The 19,087-nt window shown below is 71.0% G+C and carries 17 protein-coding genes and 1 pseudogene; 4 read left to right on the top strand and 14 right to left on the bottom strand.

Annotation, left to right across the window (positions count from 1 at the left end):
* The first annotated feature begins 46 nt into the window (after positions 1-46).
* The 3 genes from E6P78_RS20155 (at position 47) to E6P78_RS20145 (ending at position 3,528) form a co-directional block, all read left to right on the top strand.
* A complete protein-coding gene (locus tag E6P78_RS20155; RefSeq protein WP_136205017.1) occupies positions 47-886 on the top strand; it encodes a TIM barrel protein in 840 nt (279 codons plus the stop codon).
* 45 nt (positions 887-931) lie between these two features.
* On the top strand, positions 932-1,831 hold the full coding sequence (locus E6P78_RS20150) for a 2-hydroxy-3-oxopropionate reductase (protein ID WP_136205016.1): 900 nt from the start codon (positions 932-934) through the stop codon (positions 1,829-1,831).
* Between the two features lie 239 nt (positions 1,832-2,070).
* A complete protein-coding gene (locus E6P78_RS20145) occupies positions 2,071-3,528 on the top strand; it encodes a catalase (RefSeq protein ID WP_136205015.1) in 1,458 nt (485 codons plus the stop codon).
* A 305-nt stretch (positions 3,529-3,833) separates the two neighbouring features.
* On the opposite strand, the gene E6P78_RS20140 is transcribed toward E6P78_RS20145, so the two are convergent.
* The 4 genes from E6P78_RS20140 to E6P78_RS20130 all read right to left on the bottom strand — a co-directional run bounded on the left by E6P78_RS20140 (position 3,834) and on the right by E6P78_RS20130 (position 5,811).
* Positions 3,834-4,721, bottom strand: coding sequence for a hypothetical protein (locus E6P78_RS20140; RefSeq protein WP_240799291.1), 888 nt, complete (start codon positions 4,719-4,721; stop codon positions 3,834-3,836).
* A complete protein-coding gene (locus E6P78_RS20135) occupies positions 4,718-5,200 on the bottom strand; it encodes a hypothetical protein (protein ID WP_346765591.1) in 483 nt (160 codons plus the stop codon). The genes E6P78_RS20140 and E6P78_RS20135 overlap by 4 nt, the downstream gene beginning before the upstream one ends.
* A gap of 3 nt (positions 5,201-5,203) precedes the next feature.
* Positions 5,204-5,350 (bottom strand): hypothetical protein, encoded by a 147-nt coding sequence (locus E6P78_RS33515; RefSeq protein ID WP_240799289.1) that lies wholly within the window; start codon positions 5,348-5,350, stop codon positions 5,204-5,206.
* Between the two features lie 68 nt (positions 5,351-5,418).
* Positions 5,419-5,811, bottom strand: coding sequence for a hypothetical protein (locus tag E6P78_RS20130; protein ID WP_240799288.1), 393 nt, complete (start codon positions 5,809-5,811; stop codon positions 5,419-5,421).
* A gap of 17 nt (positions 5,812-5,828) precedes the next feature.
* Here E6P78_RS20130 and E6P78_RS20125 point away from each other — a divergent pair.
* Positions 5,829-6,181 (top strand): annotated as a pseudogene (locus E6P78_RS20125) (hypothetical protein); the annotation flags it as partial.
* Positions 6,182-6,805: 624 nt separating this feature from the next.
* Here E6P78_RS20125 and E6P78_RS20120 read toward each other — a convergent pair.
* From E6P78_RS20120 to E6P78_RS20075, 10 genes are all read right to left on the bottom strand, one after another.
* Positions 6,806-8,692 (bottom strand): non-ribosomal peptide synthetase, encoded by a 1,887-nt coding sequence (locus tag E6P78_RS20120; protein WP_136205014.1) that lies wholly within the window; start codon positions 8,690-8,692, stop codon positions 6,806-6,808.
* Between the two features lie 72 nt (positions 8,693-8,764).
* Positions 8,765-9,925: a nucleotidyltransferase family protein gene (locus tag E6P78_RS20115; protein ID WP_136205013.1), complete on the bottom strand. Its 1,161-nt coding sequence runs from the start codon at positions 9,923-9,925 to the stop codon at positions 8,765-8,767.
* A gap of 118 nt (positions 9,926-10,043) precedes the next feature.
* Complete coding sequence (locus tag E6P78_RS20110; RefSeq protein ID WP_136205012.1) at positions 10,044-10,742, bottom strand: IMP cyclohydrolase; 699 nt, start codon at positions 10,740-10,742, stop codon at positions 10,044-10,046.
* On the bottom strand, positions 10,739-11,326 hold the full coding sequence (locus E6P78_RS20105; protein WP_136205011.1) for a hypothetical protein: 588 nt from the start codon (positions 11,324-11,326) through the stop codon (positions 10,739-10,741). The genes E6P78_RS20110 and E6P78_RS20105 overlap by 4 nt, the downstream gene beginning before the upstream one ends.
* A complete protein-coding gene (locus E6P78_RS20100; protein ID WP_136205010.1) occupies positions 11,323-12,588 on the bottom strand; it encodes a phosphoribosyltransferase family protein in 1,266 nt (421 codons plus the stop codon). Before E6P78_RS20100 ends, E6P78_RS20105 begins: the two co-directional genes overlap by 4 nt.
* A gap of 3 nt (positions 12,589-12,591) precedes the next feature.
* Complete coding sequence (locus tag E6P78_RS20095; protein WP_168712659.1) at positions 12,592-14,013, bottom strand: fatty acid--CoA ligase family protein; 1,422 nt, start codon at positions 14,011-14,013, stop codon at positions 12,592-12,594.
* Positions 14,010-16,118: a beta-ketoacyl synthase N-terminal-like domain-containing protein gene (locus E6P78_RS20090; RefSeq protein WP_136205008.1), complete on the bottom strand. Its 2,109-nt coding sequence runs from the start codon at positions 16,116-16,118 to the stop codon at positions 14,010-14,012. Before E6P78_RS20090 ends, E6P78_RS20095 begins: the two co-directional genes overlap by 4 nt.
* Positions 16,115-16,375 (bottom strand): phosphopantetheine-binding protein, encoded by a 261-nt coding sequence (locus tag E6P78_RS20085; RefSeq protein WP_168712658.1) that lies wholly within the window; start codon positions 16,373-16,375, stop codon positions 16,115-16,117. The genes E6P78_RS20090 and E6P78_RS20085 overlap by 4 nt, the downstream gene beginning before the upstream one ends.
* 56 nt (positions 16,376-16,431) lie before the next feature.
* Positions 16,432-17,079 (bottom strand): hypothetical protein, encoded by a 648-nt coding sequence (locus tag E6P78_RS20080; RefSeq protein ID WP_136205006.1) that lies wholly within the window; start codon positions 17,077-17,079, stop codon positions 16,432-16,434.
* A 78-nt stretch (positions 17,080-17,157) separates the two neighbouring features.
* The gene (locus tag E6P78_RS20075; protein WP_136205005.1) at positions 17,158-18,876 is read right to left on the bottom strand and encodes a condensation domain-containing protein; all 1,719 of its coding nucleotides are present in this window, start codon (positions 18,874-18,876) and stop codon (positions 17,158-17,160) included.
* Positions 18,877-19,087: the final 211 nt, after the last annotated feature.

The following is a 19,087-nucleotide window of genomic DNA, read 5'->3' as shown; positions in this document are numbered from 1 at the left end:
AAGCAGAAACTAACTTCCGCAATACGGAAGGAGCGCCGAAACCCTCATGGGCTACCCGGACCAGCGCTTCGATGTGAACCTCTCGATCCTCTTCACGGAACTCCCGCTTCTGGAGCGGCCCGCGGCAGCCGCCGCGGCCGGCTTCACCGCGGTCGAGCTGTGGTGGCCCTGGATCGAGACCCCCACCCCCCAGCAGGCCGAGCTCGACGCCCTCAAGAAGGCGCTCGACGACGCCGGTACCCAGCTGGTGGGGCTGAACTTCTACGCCGGACAGCTCCCCGGCCCCGACCGCGGCGCGCTCTCCGTGCCCGGAGCGGAGTCGGACCGCTTCCGGGCCAACATCGAGGTGGCGGCCGGCTTCGCCGCCTCGGTCGGCTGCAAGGCGCTCAACGCGCTCTACGGCAACCGGGTCGACGGCGTCGACCCCGACGCGCAGGACGAACTGGCCCTGGAGAACCTGGTGCTGGCCGCCCGCGCCGCCGACCGGATCGGCGCGGTGCTGCTGATCGAGACCCTGAACGCGCCGGAGTCGCCGCGCTACCCGCTGGTCAGCGCGCCGGCCGGGATCGAGGTGGTGGACCGGATCAACGCCGCGACGGGCCTGGGCAACGCGAAGTTCCTGCTGGACCTGTACCACCTGTCGATGAACGGCGAGGACCTGAGCCAGGTCATCTCCGCGTACGCCGACAGGACCGGTCACGTCCAGATCGCCGACAACCCGGGCCGCGGCGCGCCCGGCACCGGCTCGCTCCCCCTGGAACAGCTCCTGGACGAGCTGGCGAAGGCCGGATACGAGGGCTGGGTCGGGCTGGAGTACAAGCCCGGCGACCGCCCGAGCGCCGATTCCTTCGACTGGCTCCCGGCCGCCGCGCGGCCCGCCCGCTGAGGGCAGCGGGCGCCCCCCTGTACACGCTGATCGGAAGGCACTCTCATGAGCAACAACCTCCCCAAGGTTGCGTGGATCGGGCTCGGCATCATGGGCTCGCCCATGTCCGAGAACCTCATCAAGGCCGGGTACAACGTCACCGGTTACACCCTGGAGCAGGACAAGGTCGACCGGCTGGCCGCGGCCGGCGGCACCGGCGCCTCCTCGATAGCCGAGGCGGTCCGGGACGCGGACGTGGTCGTCACGATGGTGCCCGCGTCCCCGCAGGTGGAGGCTGTCGCCTACGGCCCCGACGGCATCCTGGAGAACGCGAGGCGCGGCGCGCTGCTGATCGACATGTCCTCGATCACCCCGCAGACCTCCGTGGACCTCGCGAAGAACGCCGCGGAAAAGGGCATCCGGGTCCTGGACGCCCCCGTGTCCGGCGGTGAGGCCGGCGCCATCGAGGCCGTGCTGTCCATCATGGTGGGCGGCGAGCAGGCCGACTTCGACGCGGCGAAGCCGCTGCTCGAAGCGCTCGGCAAGACCATCGTGCTGTGCGGGCCGCACGGTTCCGGCCAGACGGTGAAGGCCGCCAACCAGCTGATCGTCGCGGTCAACATCCAGGCGTGCGCCGAGGCCGTGGTCTTCCTGGAGAAGTCCGGCGTCGACCTCACCGCCGCGCTGGACGTCCTGAACGGCGGCCTGGCCGGCTCGACGGTCCTGACCCGCAAGAAGGACAACTTCCTCAACCGCGACTTCGCCCCGGGCTTCCGGATCGACCTGCACCACAAGGACATGGGCATCGTGACGGACGCCGCCCGCAACGTCGGCGCCGCGCTGCCGGTCGGCGGCGTGGTCGCCCAGCTCGTCGCCTCGCTGCGCGCGCAGGGCGACGGCGGCCTGGACCACTCGGCGCTGCTGCGCTCGGTCGAGCGCCTCTCGGGCCGGCCCGTCCAGGGCTGACCCCGGCCGCTCCCCTCCCCTCCACTCCCCAGACTTCCGGACGGTGCCGGCGCTGACACCTGTCCTGTCGCGCCCAGGCGCCGGCACCGTCCGGAACACCCTCCCACCCTCCCACCAAGAATTTCAACAAACTGTTGACGCCGTGCGCGGGGCGTACTTACGCTCCGGACACACCCCGCACTCCGGCCCCAGGCCGTCGCAGTTTCAGCAGCTCCCGTACGGAAGGTCGCCCCGACACCATGACGCAGCGTGTGCTTACGACCGAGTCCGGCGCCCCGGTCGCCGACAACCAGAACTCCGCCACCGCGGGTGCCGGAGGGCCGATCCTCCTCCAGGACGGTCACCTCCTGGAGAAGCTCGCCCGCTTCAACCGGGAGCGCATCCCGGAGCGCGTGGTGCACGCCCGCGGCTCCGGCGCGTACGGCTACTTCGAGGTGACCGATGACGTCACCGCCTTCACCCGCGCCGACTTCCTCTCCGAGGTGGGCCGCCGCACCGAGACGTTCCTCCGCTTCTCCACGGTCGCCGACTCGCTGGGCGGCGCGGACGCGGTGCGCGACCCGCGCGGCTTCGCGCTCAAGTTCTATACGGACGAGGGCAATTACGACCTCGTCGGCAACAACACGCCGGTCTTCTTCATCAGAGACCCGATCAAGTTCCCCGATTTCATCCACTCGCAGAAGCGCGATCCGTTCACGGGTCGTCAGGAGCCGGACAACATCTGGGACTTCTGGGCGAACTCCCCCGAGGCCACGCACCAGGTGACCTGGCTGATGGGCGACCGGGGCATCCCCGCCTCGTACCGCCACATGAACGGCTACGGCTCGCACACCTACCAGTGGACGAACGCCGAGGGTGACGCGTACTTCGTGAAGTACCACTTCAAGACGAACCAGGGCGTGCGCTCGCTCTCCGCCGACCAGGCCGCCGAGCTCGTCGGCAAGGACGGCAGCTCGCACCAGACGGATCTGCTCCAGGCCATCGAGCGCGGCATGAACCCGTCCTGGACGCTGTACGTGCAGCTGATGCCGGCCGCCGAGGCCGCGGACTACCGCTTCAACCCGTTCGACGTGACGAAGGTCTGGCCGCACGCGGACTACCCGTTGCAGCGGGTCGGCCGGCTGGTGCTGGACCGCAACCCGGACAACGTCTTCGCCGAGGTCGAGCAGGCCGCGTTCTCCCCGAACAACTTCGTGCCCGGCATCGGCCCGTCCCCGGACAAGATGCTCCAGGGCCGGCTGTTCGCCTACGCGGACGCGCAGCGCTACCGCCTAGGCATCAACCACACCCAACTGCCGGTGAACGCCCCGCGCACCGCGACCGTCGACAACTACGGCCGCGACGGCCTCCACGCCACCCGCTACGGCTCGCGCCACGACAAGAACTACGAGCCCAACTCGTACGCGGGCCCCGCCCAGACGGACGCGGCCCACTCCGCCCCACTCCCCGTCCAGGGCTGGACCGGTACCCACGAGGCACCCGCCCACACCAAGGACGACGACTTCTTCCAGGCGGGCGAGCTGTACCGGCTGATGTCGGACGACGAGAAGGCCCGGCTGATCGCCAACATCGCGGGCGGCCTGTCCCAGGTGACCCGGGACGACGTCATCGAGAAGAACCTCGCCCACTTCCACGCGGCCGACGCCGAATACGGCAAGCGCGTGGAGGAGGCGGTCCACGCCCTGCGCGAGGACTGAACCTCCCCCCGAACCCTGCCCGCGCCGACGCGTCCACCCGGATGAGGGGTTGTGCGCGACGCGGGCAGGACGAGGCCGCGGCGGTGGCGCGATGCCAGTGCGGTGGTACGTGGGAGGGCGGCCCGGGTTTCCTGACCTGAAGGAACCGGACAGCCCCCCTTCGCGCCTCCGCCGCGGTCCCTGTTCTTTCCCTGAGCCAGGGCGTGGAGTACGGATACGGTCCCGTACCCCACGCCCTTTCATGTGTCAGAGGATGACGTCGACGGCGTCCAGCAGGACGGCGGTGCTCGCCTCGGGGTCGTGGTTCATGGTGAGCGCTTGGTGGGGGAGCTGGGCCAGGTGGCCGGCGAGAGCCTTGGTGGAGGTTTCGGCGGGCAGGAGCCCGAAGACATCCGGGGACCGGTCCTCGGTGGCGACGTCTTCCACAACGGGGTGCGGTCACCGGCGACAAGCGCGTCGGTCACCTTCTGCTTCTGGGTGGGATGCATCTGTTCACCGGCCCGGACACGGGCGCGCACGGGCTCGTACCAGCCGAGGGCATCGAGCAGCCCGAAGCCGATGGCCCCCGCGCTGGGCCAGGGCAGGACGCGGATGACTTCGCCGTCGAAGCGGGCGAACGCCCGGTCGTTGGCCAGAAGTTGAAGGTCGCCGGTACGTGCCAGCAGGAACCCGGTGGTCGTCCTACCGGCCCCCTTGTTCCCCAGCGTGAGAAGCGTTGCGCCGTCCGTGGGCCGTGTGACGGCCGATGCGTGGAGGATCTGCCAGCCGGCGGAGAGAAGCTGGCCTCGGACGACTTCCCTGGCAAGGCGAGCGGTAGCGGTGGCGATGGCCGTCTCATCGGTACCGACGATCCTCATGCGCCCGCCGGCCCGGTCCCATGCGTAGGACAACCCGTCGTCCGGCTGCGTAGCCGTGACAAGTCCGGTCGCGTCGCGGATGACCAGCATCGGGGTGGTGGCGTACGTGACCTCCTCCGGCCGCCCGGCCAGCACGCGGGCTCCGAGCGCGCCGTGCTGTTCCACGTCTACGTCGGCGCGGATCATCGGGCCGGTGGCCGTACGGTCCGGGTCGACGTCCGAAGCCGTCCACCACAGGCCCAGGTACCGGCTGACCCAGTCGGTGATGGCCGAGGTGTGGCTGATGACGGTGACCGATTGGTGGTCGGCCGTCGTGATGCGGGTCGCGAAGGTCATGACGCGGACATCTCCTTGAGGGTCGAGCAGAGGTGGTGGTAGGCGGCCTGCAACTTGGCCTCTACGGCTGCGAGATCGCGCTTCTCTCCGGCGTCCAAGCGCGGCAGGCACACGGTGGGGCGCCCCGAGGAGAAGTGCAACGGCATTCCGAGATAGGTGCCGTCCCGAGGTGCGGACAGCTCGATGACTCCGTCCGTGACGCCCAGAACAAAGGCGAGGGCGGCCACGACGGCAGCGGCAGGACCGGACCGGACCCGGCCGATCCCGGCGGCGATACGGCCGGGCCGGGCGGCCATCTCCGCCCGGATCGCCTGCACGGGGATGCGGACGGCCCGTCCGTTGACGGTGGTGGAGGAAGCACAGTTCACCGCCAGGTCCCCGTGCTCGCCGATCACATGCCCGCGTACGGCCTGGGTCGGTACCCCCGTCCTCCGGGCCAGGATGAGCCGGTACCGGGCGGTATCGGTGCTGGAGCCGATCCCTCACACCCGCGTACTGCCGGACGCCTCCGCATACAGGCGGGTCCTCACGTCGACGGGGTTGGTCACCACGACGACCGGTCCGGAGAACCCGGCCAGTTTTCGGGCGAGGCGCCGGATCATGAATCCATTGGCGGTGAGGCCGGCCATGCGGATGTCTGTCGTGTGACCGTTGGTGCAGGCGGCTCGCGGGCAGAGCACAAGGGCATCGCACGACTTCATTCGGGCGGGGCCGAGCCTGCCGAAGCGGAGATCCGCTGCAACGTGTCCGCGAGGAGCAGCGCGTCGTCGGCATCCAGATAGTCGAAGCGGATGCGGTTGCCGCCGTGCCGGCTTCGGCAATGTCCGCAGATGGGTACCGACTCGACAAGCAGCGCCTGGCCGATCGCGGAGATCACCCGCCCCAGTTCCCGGGCGAACCGCTCGTGGTCGTGCCAGTCCCCGAGATCGAGGTCGCGCACAACCAACTCGTCACCGCCGAGACTGCGGTAGAGCAGCGTGGCAGCGTCTGTATCGAACATGCCGATGTCAATGAGGGACGTGTCCCCCACGGTCTGGATGTCCAAATGCCGCTCGACGCCGATGTACGCCAGCGCGCGGTGCAGCTGCAATGCCGCATTCCGCACCTGGACTGGCCGACGAACTCCAGCTCGTCGTCGCCCCGCTGCTCGTCGGCCAGCCGGACGCGGTACGCATGCTCGGCCCCGCCACCTACCCCGGCGGCCCCGCCGCGCGCCTGCGGCTGCTGGAAACTCGCCAGATCGACGACGTGGTACTCCTGAGGCACGCCCCCAAGGACACTTCGACGGAGCCACGATGAGCACCACACCCCCCTCACCCGACGCCCCGGGCACGGGCCGCGAGCCGAACGCCGCAGACGGCAGATGGCTCGCCCGCGCCTGCGAGCTGGCCGCCCTGTGCCCGCCCTCGGAGACCGCGTTCAGCGTGGGCGCGGTAATCGTCGCCGCCGACGGAACCGAGCCGAGCGCCAGCAGACTCGTGCCCCGTAGAGACACTGTCTTCCGTCCCGAGGGGATCACCATGCGCGCAAGGCGAATCGCACGAATGACGGCTGGGCCGGCAACCGCGGTGACCGCCGTCGCCGGTCTGAGTCTGGCCGCCGCCGGCCCGGCCGCGGCTGCGGGGGGCGGTAGCTGGCGGGCGTACGGCCATACGAATCCGATCACCTCCAGTGCCAGCACGTGGCATTGCGCCGGCACCGTGCCGGTGAGCACCGACGTTTCCGCCCAGGTCCGCGCGATCCGGTCCTCGGGCGGGGGCGTGGTACAGGGGGCGGTCATCGTGCGCAACAACCGGTCGACCGTCTACAGCGCGAAGGCGGTGGTGGATCTGCGGACCCCCAGAACCTGCGGCTGGGTGTGTGGGCATGTTCGTCGTCGGGGGTCGGGGCGCACTCCTGTTCGGTGTGCTTCGGCCCGAGCCCCAAGCACGGCGGCGCGGTGAACTCGGTAGGGATGGTCAACGACGTGCTCCTTCCCTACGCGTCACCCTTCGTCTGAGCCATGACTCCAGGCACGTGGGCGCCCACGAGCCGGAAGGGGGCCGGCCTTCGCACGGCGCAGCGGGGGCGCGTCCCGTTACGTCTCAGAGCTCGCGGTCCTCGACACCGGCCTCGGCGGCGATCCTGGCGGAGGCTGCCACGGTGTCCCCGCTGATCAGGATGTCGGCCACCAGGTCGTCGTCGTAGTCCAGGCCGAACCTGTCGGCGATGAGGAACGAGACCTCCACGGCCGCCATGGAGTCCCCGCCCAGGTCGTGGAAGTTGTCGTCCCTGCCGACCTCGTCCAGGTCCAGGACCCGGGCCCAGATCTCGGCGATGTGGACCTCCAGCCGCGTGGCGGGAGGCAGGAACGGGCGTCCCGACTCGGGGCGGTTGTGGGACGGGACGGGGAGCCGGGCCCGGTCGACCTTTCCGTGGGCGCTGAGCGGCAGTGCGTCGACGAGCACGATCCTGCCGGGCAGTGAACGGCTCGGCAGCCGTCGCACCAGGTGCTCGGTGATCGCGCCGCCGATGTCGGTGCCGCGTGCCGCCGGAGCGACGACGGCGTACACGGACAGGCAGAGGCGTCCGGTGCCGCTCTCGTGGGTGCGGGCGCAGGCGTCGGCCACGGCCGGGTGGTCGCGGACGGCGGCCTCCAGTTCGCCCAGTTCGATCCGCTGTCCGCGGATCTTCACCTGGTCGTCCGCCCTCCCCTCGAACTCGATCCAGCCGTCCGCGGTGTACGTGCCCCGGTCCCCGGTGCGGAAGGTCCGCCATCCGTCCGGGGTGGGGATTCCCAGCGGGGCGAAGCGCTCGTTCTCGCTGCCGTCGGCCCCGGTGTAGCCGGCTGCCACGCCGAGCCCGTTGATGTAGATCTCACCCGTCTCGCCGACGGGGCAGACCCTCCGGTCCCCGTCGAGGATGTAGATCCGCGTATTGGCGATGGGGCGGCCGATGGGCACCGGCGCACGCGAGTCCTCGCTCGCGTCGAAGTGCGTCACGTCGATGGACGCCTCGGTCGGACCGTAGAGGTTGTGCAGCCGTGCCCCGCTCTGGCGGCGGAACTCCTCGACCAGATCGGCGCCGAGCGCCTCGCCGCTGCAGAAGACCAGGCGCAGGCCCGGGCATCGCCGGGCGCCACCGGCCTGGAGCCACAGCCGCAGCATCGAGGGGACGAAGTGGGTGACGGTGACCCGGTGCCGGGTGAAGAGGTCGATGAGCGCCTCGGGCGAGGCGTGGGCGCCCTCGGGAATCACCACGGTCCCCGCTCCGGCGTACTGCGGCCAGAACAGTTCCCAGCCGGCCACGTCGAAGGTGAAGGGTGTCTTGAGCGCGACGCGGTCGTCCGGTGTCAGCTCGAAGGCACGCTGCATCCAGTGGATGCGGTTGGCGAAGCCGCCGTGCGTGCAGCGCACCCCCTTCGGCCGCCCTGTCGATCCCGAAGTGAAGATCACCTGCGACAGGTCGTCCGCCACCGGCCGTACGGGCGTGAAGGCCGCCGCCGGACCGTCGGGGCCGTTCACGTCGAACTGCGGAATCCCCAGGGCCTCGACGTCCGCACCACCGTCGACGAGCACGGCGGCGGCGCCGCTGCGCGAGGCGATCGAGCTCCTCCAGGCGAGCGGATCACCGGGGCTGAGGGGGCAGTACGCATGGCCGGACAGGGCGACGGCGTGGGTGGCGGCGACCAGCTCGGCAGAGCGGCCGATCGCCACCGCGAGGGTCTTCTTCCGGTCCTCCCAGCCCTGCTCGTCCCCCATCGCCGCGAGGCGGGCGCCGAGGGCGAACACCTCGCGTCCCAGCGCCTCGTAGGTCCATTCACGAACGCCGTCGATCAGGGCGGTGCGCGGTCCCAGGTCTCGGTAGTTTCCGGCGATGCGCCGCACTACTTCGTCCGAAGGGACCTCCTCCGGGTGTCCCTGGAGTTCTTCGATGATCTTCCTGTCCGTCGGACTGCAACGGCCCCACGGATCATCCTGGTCGAACGACATTCCTCACCTTGCCCACGAGAATTCAGTTGGTGTGCCGCAAAAAGAAAGGGCTGCTGCCGCGCAGCTCCGGAATCAGTGGAACCGCGCGCCGACGCCGCCCTGTTCGAGGTCGGTCAGGTCGATGGCGACACCGAAGTCGAGCAGGGCGGGCAGGCAGTCACCGACGTTCATCAGCGGAGCCGCGGCGGTGCGGAACTCCCGCGGGTGCACCAGCCCTTGGAGACCGAGGTCGCAGATGCTGTCCACCGCCCGCAGCGCCTGGTGGACGGACGGCGCCAGATAGGGATGACGGCGTGCGGCCTCATGGACTCCGTCCAGGTCGAAACGGCCCCGGTGCCACAGGAGTTTGATGTGGCACAGAGATTTGAGGCCCGTCTCCTGGAGGACGGTGCTGTCCACGTACAGCCGGTGCAGCAGCGCCCAGGCGAGCACATCGTCGCTGAGCGTCCTGATGGCCGCGCCGCCGACGCGGATCTCCTGTGTCCCCTCCCACCACCTGTCCTCGCTCGGCTTCACGCGCGTGCCGATGTCCTCGGTCAGCAGGTTCAGGCTGTAGTGCAGGTCGATGGAGACCCTGAGGTGCAGCTGCCCGGACACCATGCAGAACGTCCTGGGCATGAGCGACTGGACCCTGTCGGACACGCCTTCCAGGGCCGGAACGGGCACCAGGCGGTGGTACGGCTGCACCTGCCCGTACGAGTAGACCGACTCCTCGGTCATTCTGCTGATGCGCGCGGGCATGCGCCGCACCCGACCGTTGTCGATGCGGATGCCCACCTCGTAGCCCAGGGACTCGATGATCTTCCTGGCGTCGGCCAGCGAACCCTTCCGTACGAGCAGGTCGATGTCGTTGCTGAACGACGGGGCCTCGGTGTTGTCGAGCAGGGCGTCCAGGGCCAGGCCCTTGTAGACGATCAGCGGGACGTCCTGCGCCTGGAACTCGGCCGCGACCGAGGCCAGTTCGGTGCGGTGGTGCTCGCGGATCGCCAGCGCCGCCGTCCGGTAGAGCTGGAACGGCCCGTCCTCGGCGGCCACGGCCGGGTGACCGGCATGGCTGACGAGTGTCGCGTTGATGACGTTGCGCTGCCGCAGGTACGAGTAGACGGTCCCGTCTCCGTGGCGTTCCAGAAGGCGGTCGAAGCAGTCCCGGTGCGGTCCTGTGGCCTCTCCCGGAAAAGGGGCGAGGCTGGATCTGATGATCCCTATGCGTTCGGCAACGGTGAGCGGGGACATGTTCTTTCGCCTTCTCGTGTGTACGGGTCCGGACCTGGCGGGGCCGCCGGAGGACGGTCGGAAGCGCGCCGCGGGCCGGGTCACGGTGCGTCCCGGCCCGCGGCGCCGCGCCGGACGGCTACCCGGCCGTCACGTCCGCGGCATGCCGGACCTGCCCCTCCACCCCGTCCTGCGGGGCGAAGGCCGTGGCGGCGACGCGATACTCGTGGTCCAGCGTCTGCCACACCTCTTCCAGCAACTGCTCGGCGTCCCCGGCACCGACCAGGACGTCCAGGTGGTGGCGGGCGGTCGCGACCCGGACCCCGTCCGACTCGTAGGTGGAGAGCAGGACGCCGTGACCGACCGGCAGCGGGCCCAGCGCGGTGACGGTGGTGTCGGTGCTCTCCCGGCCGTTCTCGGGCCGGCGCGCGGCACCCAGCCACGCCTTGCCGTCGGCCCGCTCGACCACGACGGTGATCCGGGGCGTGAAGATCGGCGGGTCCGGCTCGTACTCCAGACCGTGCAGCGCCTCGGCCGGGGACTGCCCGCCGGTCAGCCGGGTCGCCACCTCGGCGACCTGCTCTCCGTTTCCGTAGACGGTCCAGGGGCCCGCCACGCACGCGGCGACGTAGTGGCGCAGCGCGTCGCTGTCCTGTGCGCCCACGGGTACGACCGCGAGCTCCCCGGCCGCGGAGCCGTCCAGGCGGCGGGCGCGGGACGCCTCGCTGCGCCCGGTCAGCGCGTACGCGGCGGTGAGAACGCCGTCGTGCGTACGACCCAGCACGACCAGCCGACCGGGGTACCGGTTGGCGCGGAGTGCTTCGCCGAGATGTTTCATGTGCCAGTCCTCTTACTCGTCGCAGGTTCGGGTGCCCGGTCCGGCCGGCGCAGGAGAGCCAGGTCTTCGAGCCGGAACAGGGCGGTGAGCGGGCAGTCGATGCGTTCGAGCGCTTCGGCCGCACCCTGTTGCCGGTCAAGTATGACGAACGCGCCCACCACCGGGTGCTGTTGACGCCGCAGCTCAAGGACCGTGCGTTCCAGGGCGGCACCGGTGCCCGCGACGTCGTCCACCACCGCGAAGTGCGCGCCCTGCGGCACCTGGCTGGACAGGCGCCCGGAGAGTCCGTAGTCCTTGGCCGTGCGCCGTACGGCCCTGGCCTCCAGGGGACGGGCGGCGGACGCGCTCACCAGGGACACCGCGGTGGCGAGCTGGCCGCCGGCGGCGACCTCACCGGCGACCACCTCGGCCGTCGTTCCGGCGATCCGCTCGTACAGGGCGAGCGCCAGGGCGTGCAGCAGCGCGGGTTCGCCCAGCACCCGGTGGCCGTCGAAGTAGTCGCTCAGCAGGAGGCCGTCCGACCGATGGGCCGTCACGAACGGAGCGCGGTCCAGCAGCGCCTGTGCCAGCGCGGCGGAGGTCATACCCCGGTCCCCGGCGAGCTCTCGCGGTCGGCGTGTGCGGCCTCGACGGCCTTGAGGGCGGAGCGGAGTGTTTCGTCCGCCTCGCAGACCGAGGTGTCCAGGCCGGTCAGGTGACCCGCGTCGACGAGGTCGAGGAAGCCGGCGCGCACGCGGGTCATGTGCTCGATGTCGATGGGCCGGTCGCGCTCCTCGGGGCGCTGCCGGATGCGGCTGACTGCCACATCGACCGGGCTGTGCACGAGCAGGGCCAGGTCCGGCTCCGGCAGCAGCGCGACCGTGTCCTGGAACCAGCCGTCGAAGTGCTGCCCCCGGGCCAGCGCGTTGGCGACGGTGGTGTAGATGTAGCGGTCGCAGAGCACCGTTTCGCCCGCTTCCAGCCGGGGGAGGATCGTCGCCCGCGCGTGGTAGAGGCGATCGCCCAGGGTGACCAGGTAGAGGGCCCGGTGGATCGTCGGGTCGTCGCCGCCCCGCTCGGCGAAGCCGCGGAAGACCTCGGTGGCGCGGGCGCTCGGTGTCGGCTGGAAGGTGTCGAACACCTGGTGACCGGCGGCCTTGAGCTCGGCGCTGAGCCCGTTGACCAGGGTCGTCTTGCCCGCGCCGTCGGTGCCTTCGACCACGACGAGGAGGCCGGGCGCGGTGTGGGGCCGCATCCGGCGGAGGAAGCCGGAGGCGGTGGGGTCCTGCGACGGTCGGGCGCCGGAGGAGGGTTTCCGTACCGAGACCCCGTCCGGGGTCACGTCGATCCGGATGAGGGAGGTGATCTCCAGTCCCGTCCGCGACCGGAGCGCGTCCCGGCCGCCGTTGGCGGGCTTCTCCACCACGACGGCCGCGTCGATGACCTCGGCGCCGATCTCGCGGACGGCGTCCACCAGGGCGATGAGGGTCCCGCCGGTGGACAGGGTGTCGTCGACCAGGCAGACCCGGTCACCGGATTCGATCCCGTTGACGAAGAGGGAGCCCCGGGTGTACTCGCTGTCGAAGTCGACCAGGTGTCCCGGGACGGCGTAGGGGTACGTCCGCGCGATCGCCAGCGGGATTCCCGTGGCCAGCGACACGGCGGCGCCGATGACGGCCCCCTTCTCCTCCTCGACCAGGATCTTCGTGCAGCCCGCCAGGTCCAGGGCGGCGAGCAGCCTTCCCGTCACGTGCTCCAGCAACTGCGGGCGCAGCGCGGGGGTGTGGTCGCACAGTTCGTTCACGCTGGTGAGGTAGCGACCGGAGTCGACCACCCTCGCTGCGGCGTAGGAGTCTTCGAGAATCAACGATCAGCCTTCCAGGATGGCGAGGACACGCGCCCGGTCCGGCTTGCCCGAAGCCGTGCGCGGAATGTCGGGGGTGAGGACCCAGCGGCGGGGCACCGCGAAACTGCTGAGGCGTTCACGGAGGTGCTTGGCCAGCTCCGCGGCGGTGGTGCCGGGGTCGGCGTGGACGAGAGCGGCGACCATCTCGCCCCGATCGGGGTCCGGGACCCCGGCCACCACGGCGTCCTTGACCAACGGGCTGTTCAGCAGGTGGTGCTCGACATCGAACGGACTGACCTTCGCACCGGCCACGTTGATGAGCACCTTCGTCCTGCCGGTGAGCCAGAGCCGTCCGTGCTCGTCGAGTCTGCCGAGGTCGCCGGTCTCCACGAAGCGCGCCGTGGGGCTGTCTCCGGGAAGGGCGGGTCTGGTGGGGACCGGCGCCCGTCCGCCACCGCCCGTGAGGTAGTGGGCGGGGGTCGCGGGCCGGTCGATCACGACCTGTCCGGTCCGCCCCGCCCCGAGGGGTGAGCCGTCCGGTCCGAGGATGCGCACGGTGACTCCCGGAACCGGCAGCCCCACCGATCCCGCCGTGTCCGGGTGCGCGGCGAGGTTCATCGTGGCGATGCCGCCCTCGGACAGTCCGTACTCCTGGCAGATGGGCACACCGGTGACCTCCTGCCATCCCTCGGCCCAGGAGGGGTGCAGCGGAGCACCCCCCGAGAGCGGGTGGCGGAGCCCGGGGAGGCCGGTGCGGCGGACCTCCTTCGCGCGGGCCACCGCGCGGAACACATAGGGGGTGCCACAGATCGTCCCGGGGCGGTGTTCGTGCGCCATCCGGACCATCCCCGCCGGGTCGTAGCGGGGCGTCAGCAAGCTCGGCGAGCCTGCCCGGAGCGCTGCCGTGAGCAGCCCGGAGGCGAAGCTGTGCGACACGGGAGTGCCGGTCAGGACCGGGTGCTCCGGGCCGAGGCCGAGTGCCTGTGCGACCGCTGCGGCCTCGTCCTCGATGTTCGCCCCGTTCCGCAGGACCCCCTTGGCGGTGCCGGTGGTCCCGGAGGTGAGGTGCACCAGAGCAAGGCGGTCGGTGCCCGCTTCCGCGGGGCTCCGGCCGGGCAGCCGCCTGACCCCGTCGGCAGCGACGAAGAGGGTGGCCGCCATGTCGCGGGCCAGCGCTTCGGCGGTGGTGCCGGGCATGGCCTCGGGCAGGGGCAGGACCGGGTGTCCGCAGGACCGCAGGGCCAGGAAGTCGATCACCCACTGGCAGTCTCCCGGCCGGTGGAGCGCGGCGAGTCCGGGGCGGACGCCGGGGGCCGGCGCCAGCTCGCGGGCCCGTTCCGCGACCCGGTCGACGAGCTGGGACCAGGTCAGCGTGCGCTCCGGATCGACCAGGGCGAGCACGTGCGGGCGTTCCACGGCGTGGCCGTGGAGGAGGTCGAGCATCATGCCGCCCCCTCCGACCCCGGACGCCGGTAGTGGACGAACACCGTGGCGGAGTAGGCCCCCGTGCCGGCGACCACCGCTTCCTCGACCTCGCCGCGCGCGATCATGTCCATAGCCTCCAGATGGGCGGTCAAGGGGTCGGCGGCGCCGCCCAGCGCCTCGTACTCCGTCCATCCGGAGTACGGGGCGAGGACCGCGCTCGTCCCGTCGAGCCCCGTGACGATCAAGGTCTTCGGCCGGGCCGGGCAGAGCCTCGCGAGCCCTTCCTCCAGTACGTCGAGCCCGGCCGGCGCGGCGGCGACGGGGAGGCGGACCGCTGCCACCAGCTCGACCGCGGACGCTTCCCCCCGTTCGGGCCCGGAGCCGAGTGCGATCACCGTGCCCGTCGGCGGGACCGGTGGGTCCCCCGCTTCGGCCCAGAGCCGGTTCTCCGGGGCGTCGTAGCCTCCGGCGAGGCAGGCCGAAGCCCTTCCCGTCGCGACCAGATGGGCTGCCGAGACGAGTGCCTCGACCGCCGCCGTCCTGCCGAGGAAGGTCTCGGTCTGACCGGTGACGCCGAAGAGGACGGACGCCATGGAGGCGGGGGTGTTGAACGTGGACAGCGCGAAGTCCATCGGATCGACGCGCCGTGGCCCCTGCTCCTGGAGGGTGGTCCAGATGCGGGAATGGTGGCTCTGCATCCCGTACTCGGTGCCGAGCAGCAGACCACCGGCGAGGAGGTCGGCACGCGTCGTCTCCCCCAGGCCGCCCAGGAGGGCACCGACCGCGTCGGCCACCAGGAGGCAGGTCCGGTCGGGACGGGGGTTGCCCACGGGCGCGGCGGGGACGGCGGGTGATCCGTCGGCCCACCCCGCGGACCAGCCGCGGGTGGTGGCACGGCCGCCCGCGACCGAGGCGGCCGCGTACACGTGGACGGGCTTACGGCGCATGGGGCGGGGTTCGGCCGGACGGTCGTCCAGCACCACCGTGCAGTTGGCGCCTCCGAACCCGGAGGCGTGCACGACGACCGACCCCCGGGGGTGGGGCCCGTGCCCGTCGGAGAGTTCGAGCGCCCCGGTCCGCGGATCTTGTTCCCCGGAGTGGAGCACCGGGGGCGTCTCGTTCCGGATCAGTCCCTCGGTGGCGGCGATGAAGGTGAACAGCCCCGCGGCGCCTTCGGTGTGCCCGGCGGCGGCCTTGGTCGCCGCGGTCCGTACCGGGAGCCCGCCGTCGGAGAGCACATCGCCCACGGCCTGCGCCTCCGCCAGGTCGCCGGCCTGCGAGGCGGTTCCGTGCGCGTGGTAGAGCCCGATCTCGTCCGGGCTGCGGCGGGCATCGGCGAGCGCCCTGGTCAGGGACCGGGCGATGCCCTGTGCGGCGGGTGTCGTCAGATGGACGGCGTCGGAACTGGCGCCCCAGCCCTGGAAGGTGGCCAGAGCCGGATGCCCGCGCTCCGCAGCGTGCCGGGCGCTCTCCAGGACCACGACCGCCGCCCCCTCCGCCAGGACGAACCCGTCCCGGTCGGCGGAGAACGGCCGCGTCGTCGTCCGGGACAGCAGGCGCATCGAGTGGAACCCCGCGAAGACGACCTCGGCCAGCACATCGACCGCGGCGACCAGCACGACCGGGGTCTCTCCACTCCTGATCCGCTCACCGGCCCACGCCAGCGCCCCGGTGCTCGACGCACACGCGGAGGACAGCACCACGCAGGGGCCGTTCAGTGCGAGCTGTTCACGCAGCGAGACGGCCGGTCCTTCCTTGCGGTAACGCCTGGCATCGGCACCGCTGTCGGGCGGTACCGTCCCGAAGGCCACGTCCGGCAGGTGCCAGCCCGCACTCGTGGACGCGAGCGCGAGCCCGGCGGTACGCAGGTGCTCCGGCGCCAGACCGGCCTGGGTCAGGGCCTCGTGCGCCGATACGGCCAGCAGCTCGGCCGGGCGGTCCTCCAACGACCCTTCCCAGAAGGGGACTTCGTGGACGGCGGCGGTCCGGTAGGCGGAGGCGCCGGGCCAGTCGGCGGTCTTCGGCGACCGTCCCGCGTAAAGGCCCTCCCAGAAGCTCCGGACCCCGGACCCGAAGGGCGAGACGCAGCCCATGCCGGTGACCACTACCCCCGTCGCCCCGGTCACGTCGGTCCGACCCCGGACACGCCGTCCACGAGGCGCACGAGGTCGGCCACGGTCTTCGCGGCATCGAGATCGCTGTCGTCGATGTCGATCCGGAACGCGTCCTCGATGTCGGCGGCCAGCGACAGCAGTTCCAGCGAGTCGATGCCGAGATCCGCCAGCCTGGCCTGCGGCGACACCGCCGCGCTTCCGCCCCGCAGCTCGGGACTGTGCGCGATCAGCAACTTTTCCAGAGCGTCGGTGATGCCCTGATCGGTCATGTTCTCGTCCTTGTCTCTGTCCGACCGGCCCATGTCAGTGGTGGTCCGGGACCGTGTCAGTGGAAGTCGGGGTCGAGTCGGCCCATGGCCGCCAGTCCGACCTTCAGCTGGCCGTCCGGGTCGAACGTGTCGTAGAAGGTGCCGCGTTCCAGGTCGAAGATGCGCGCGGCGCCCATGACGGAGGGGCCGCGGACGAAGAGGGTCAGGCAGGGGTCGGTGTCGCTGTCGTTCATGACCTGGTGCGGCCGGCCGGCCGGAAGCGAGTTGGACTCCCCCTCCGCCAGGGAGTGTTCGAGATCCTCGTGGAGCAGGGCCTCACCGGCCGCCTCGTCGGTCTTCCGGATCTCGAACTGCTTCTCCCGGTAGCCGCCTCGCAGCATGACGGTGCTGCAATGCCACTTGTGGTAGTGGACCCGTTCCTCGGCGCCACCGTTCTGCAACCTCGTCTTGAACCGGTGCAGCCGGATGCGGAAGCCGTTGCCCGGCTCCGTGTGGAGGACGAACTTGTCCATGAGGATTCTCGGATACGCGGAATGCGGGGCGAGGCTGCGGAAGAGCTCACCGTCCGCGAGGATCTGGTCGGTACGCTCCGCGAAGACCTCCGGGCGGGCGGCTGCGGCCCGCAGGATCTCCTCAACGACAGGCGCCTGCCGCTCCGTGTACGAGCTGTCGCGCCAGTCGACTTCGCCCCGCAGGGCTGTCACGAGATCGTTTTACATACTGATTGCCACGATTCCCCCCATGGGATTCGACGAACGGTCGGAGAAGTACGGGCGGTCAGGTCATGCCGGGGAGCCCTCGGCGGTGCTTCCGGCGGGGACGACGGTCAGGAGCGCGGGCACCATGGCCCCGGGAAAACCCGGAAGGGCGCGGTGCGCCGCCCGGCGCAGCTCCTCGACGTCGACGGGCTCGTCGCAGAAGACCCGGGCCGAGAGGACGGGGCCGTTCACGCCTTCCCCGACCCCGGCCTCGACACGTCGGCCGGGGAGCAGGCCGGAGAGCATCGACACGACGTCGGGCAGGCAGATCCAGCAGTCGTCCACCGGGACCCAGTCCTCGCCTCTGGCAGGGGGGCGGCACCCGTCGGCGGCGACGAGGCCGCGCAGCTCCTGGAGCGGCAGGTCGGCGCCGGCGGACCTGATGAGGACCCGCTCAAGGCCCCGCATCAGCCGTTCCGCCGACTCGGTCGACATGAAGGCGGTGTCGACCATGGCGTATACGTGATCGCAGTCGCCCAGAGTCCGGGCGTGGAAGAAGAACTTCGCGTCCTGCCGGTCCCACTCGCCGATCCAGGCCAGTCGCGTACGGCTCGCGAGCCCGTCCAGGTCGGCGTCGTCGTCCGGCTCGACGGACCGCTCGCCCATGAATACCCGGATGTCGTTGAAGAACGACGAGAGGTCGAGGTGGACGCCTCGTTCAGCGTTGACCCGCGCCGTCAGCCGTTCGCGCTCGGCTGGATCGCACTGACTGCGCAGCAGGTCCGCCCTGGTGGCCTGCGCCACGGAGTGGACCAGACCGGTGAAAGATCCGTCCGAGAGGTCGGCGCACACCAGGCCGTTGCTCACGGCGCTGCTGACGATGCGCTTCAGATCGAGGAAGGACCGATTGCCGAGGATGGTCTTGAAGGCCACACGCCGGTTGCCCGTGAACACTCCGAGCATGAGGGCGGTGGCGGCGAGGAGCACGTTCGACGTGGTGGTTCCGTCGCGCCCGGCGATCCGGCGCAGCGCCTCGGTGAGGGCCGGGGAGCGCATCTCGAGCCGCTTGAAGCGGTGCGGGTCGGGCGTGAGCCGGGGCCCGGGGAACATGGTCTGCGGCATCGTCCGCAGCTGCTGCTCCAGCCGTTCGAGCGAGCGCGCGGAGAGCCGTCGTCCCGCCGCCGACTGTTCGTGCGCGGAGCGGTCGAGGGGCTGCGGGGCGGGTACGGCCCAGGAGGCGGGCGGGACGGGTCCGCTCATCAGTTCGGCCAGCTCCTGGGAGAGGACCCGGGTCGCGCCGCCATCCGCGAAAACGTGGGAGAGGACCATGACGACCCTCGCGGGCATCCCCCGGACGGAAACGACGCAGAGGCGCGCGGGCCAGTCTTCGAGCAGGTCGAAGGAGCGGCCGGACAGCTCTTCGCGGCAGCGCGCGGCGACCTCGTCCACGGTCCCCTCGGACGCCTCTGCCAGGAGCACCGGGAGCGCTCCCGAGGCGAAGACCTCCTGGAGCGGTTCACCATCGGCGGCGAGGGTGACGCGGCTCCGGAACGCCTCATGGCGGTGGACGACACGGCTCAGCGCGTCCATGACCTCTTCGTGCGACAGCCCGTCGGGCACCGGGACGGACAGCGCCATGTTGAAGTAGTGCGCCTCCTCCCCCATCCACTGGGAGTCGTTCCACAGGAGCCGCTGCGCCCACATGAGGGGGCCCGGTCCGCGCGCCGGGCCGGAGAAGGCGATGGTTCCCGGAATCCGCGGCCCGTCGGCGGAACTCCCGGACCTGTCGCTCGTAACGGTCACAGCGCTGAACACTCCGTCCGGTGCGGCAAGGGACTGCGGTCTCTCGGCGCGCGACCGGCTGTGAGGACAGCGGCAACAGCGCCCTCTCGGACCGCAGTTGGGCCTTAGTGGCTGAATCTGAACCCATATTGGCCTGGACCAATGAAAGCTGTCAAGATCGTCACGCCACGCTGATCGCCGTCAACGACGATGTGCCCACGCCGAGTTGAGG

The organism is Streptomyces sp. A0958, from assembly GCF_004795035.1.
Taxonomy (GTDB): Bacteria; Actinomycetota; Actinomycetes; order Streptomycetales; family Streptomycetaceae; genus Streptomyces.
The sequence above is the reverse complement of the archived record's forward strand: the minus strand, read 5'-3'. Positions and strand labels throughout refer to the sequence as shown.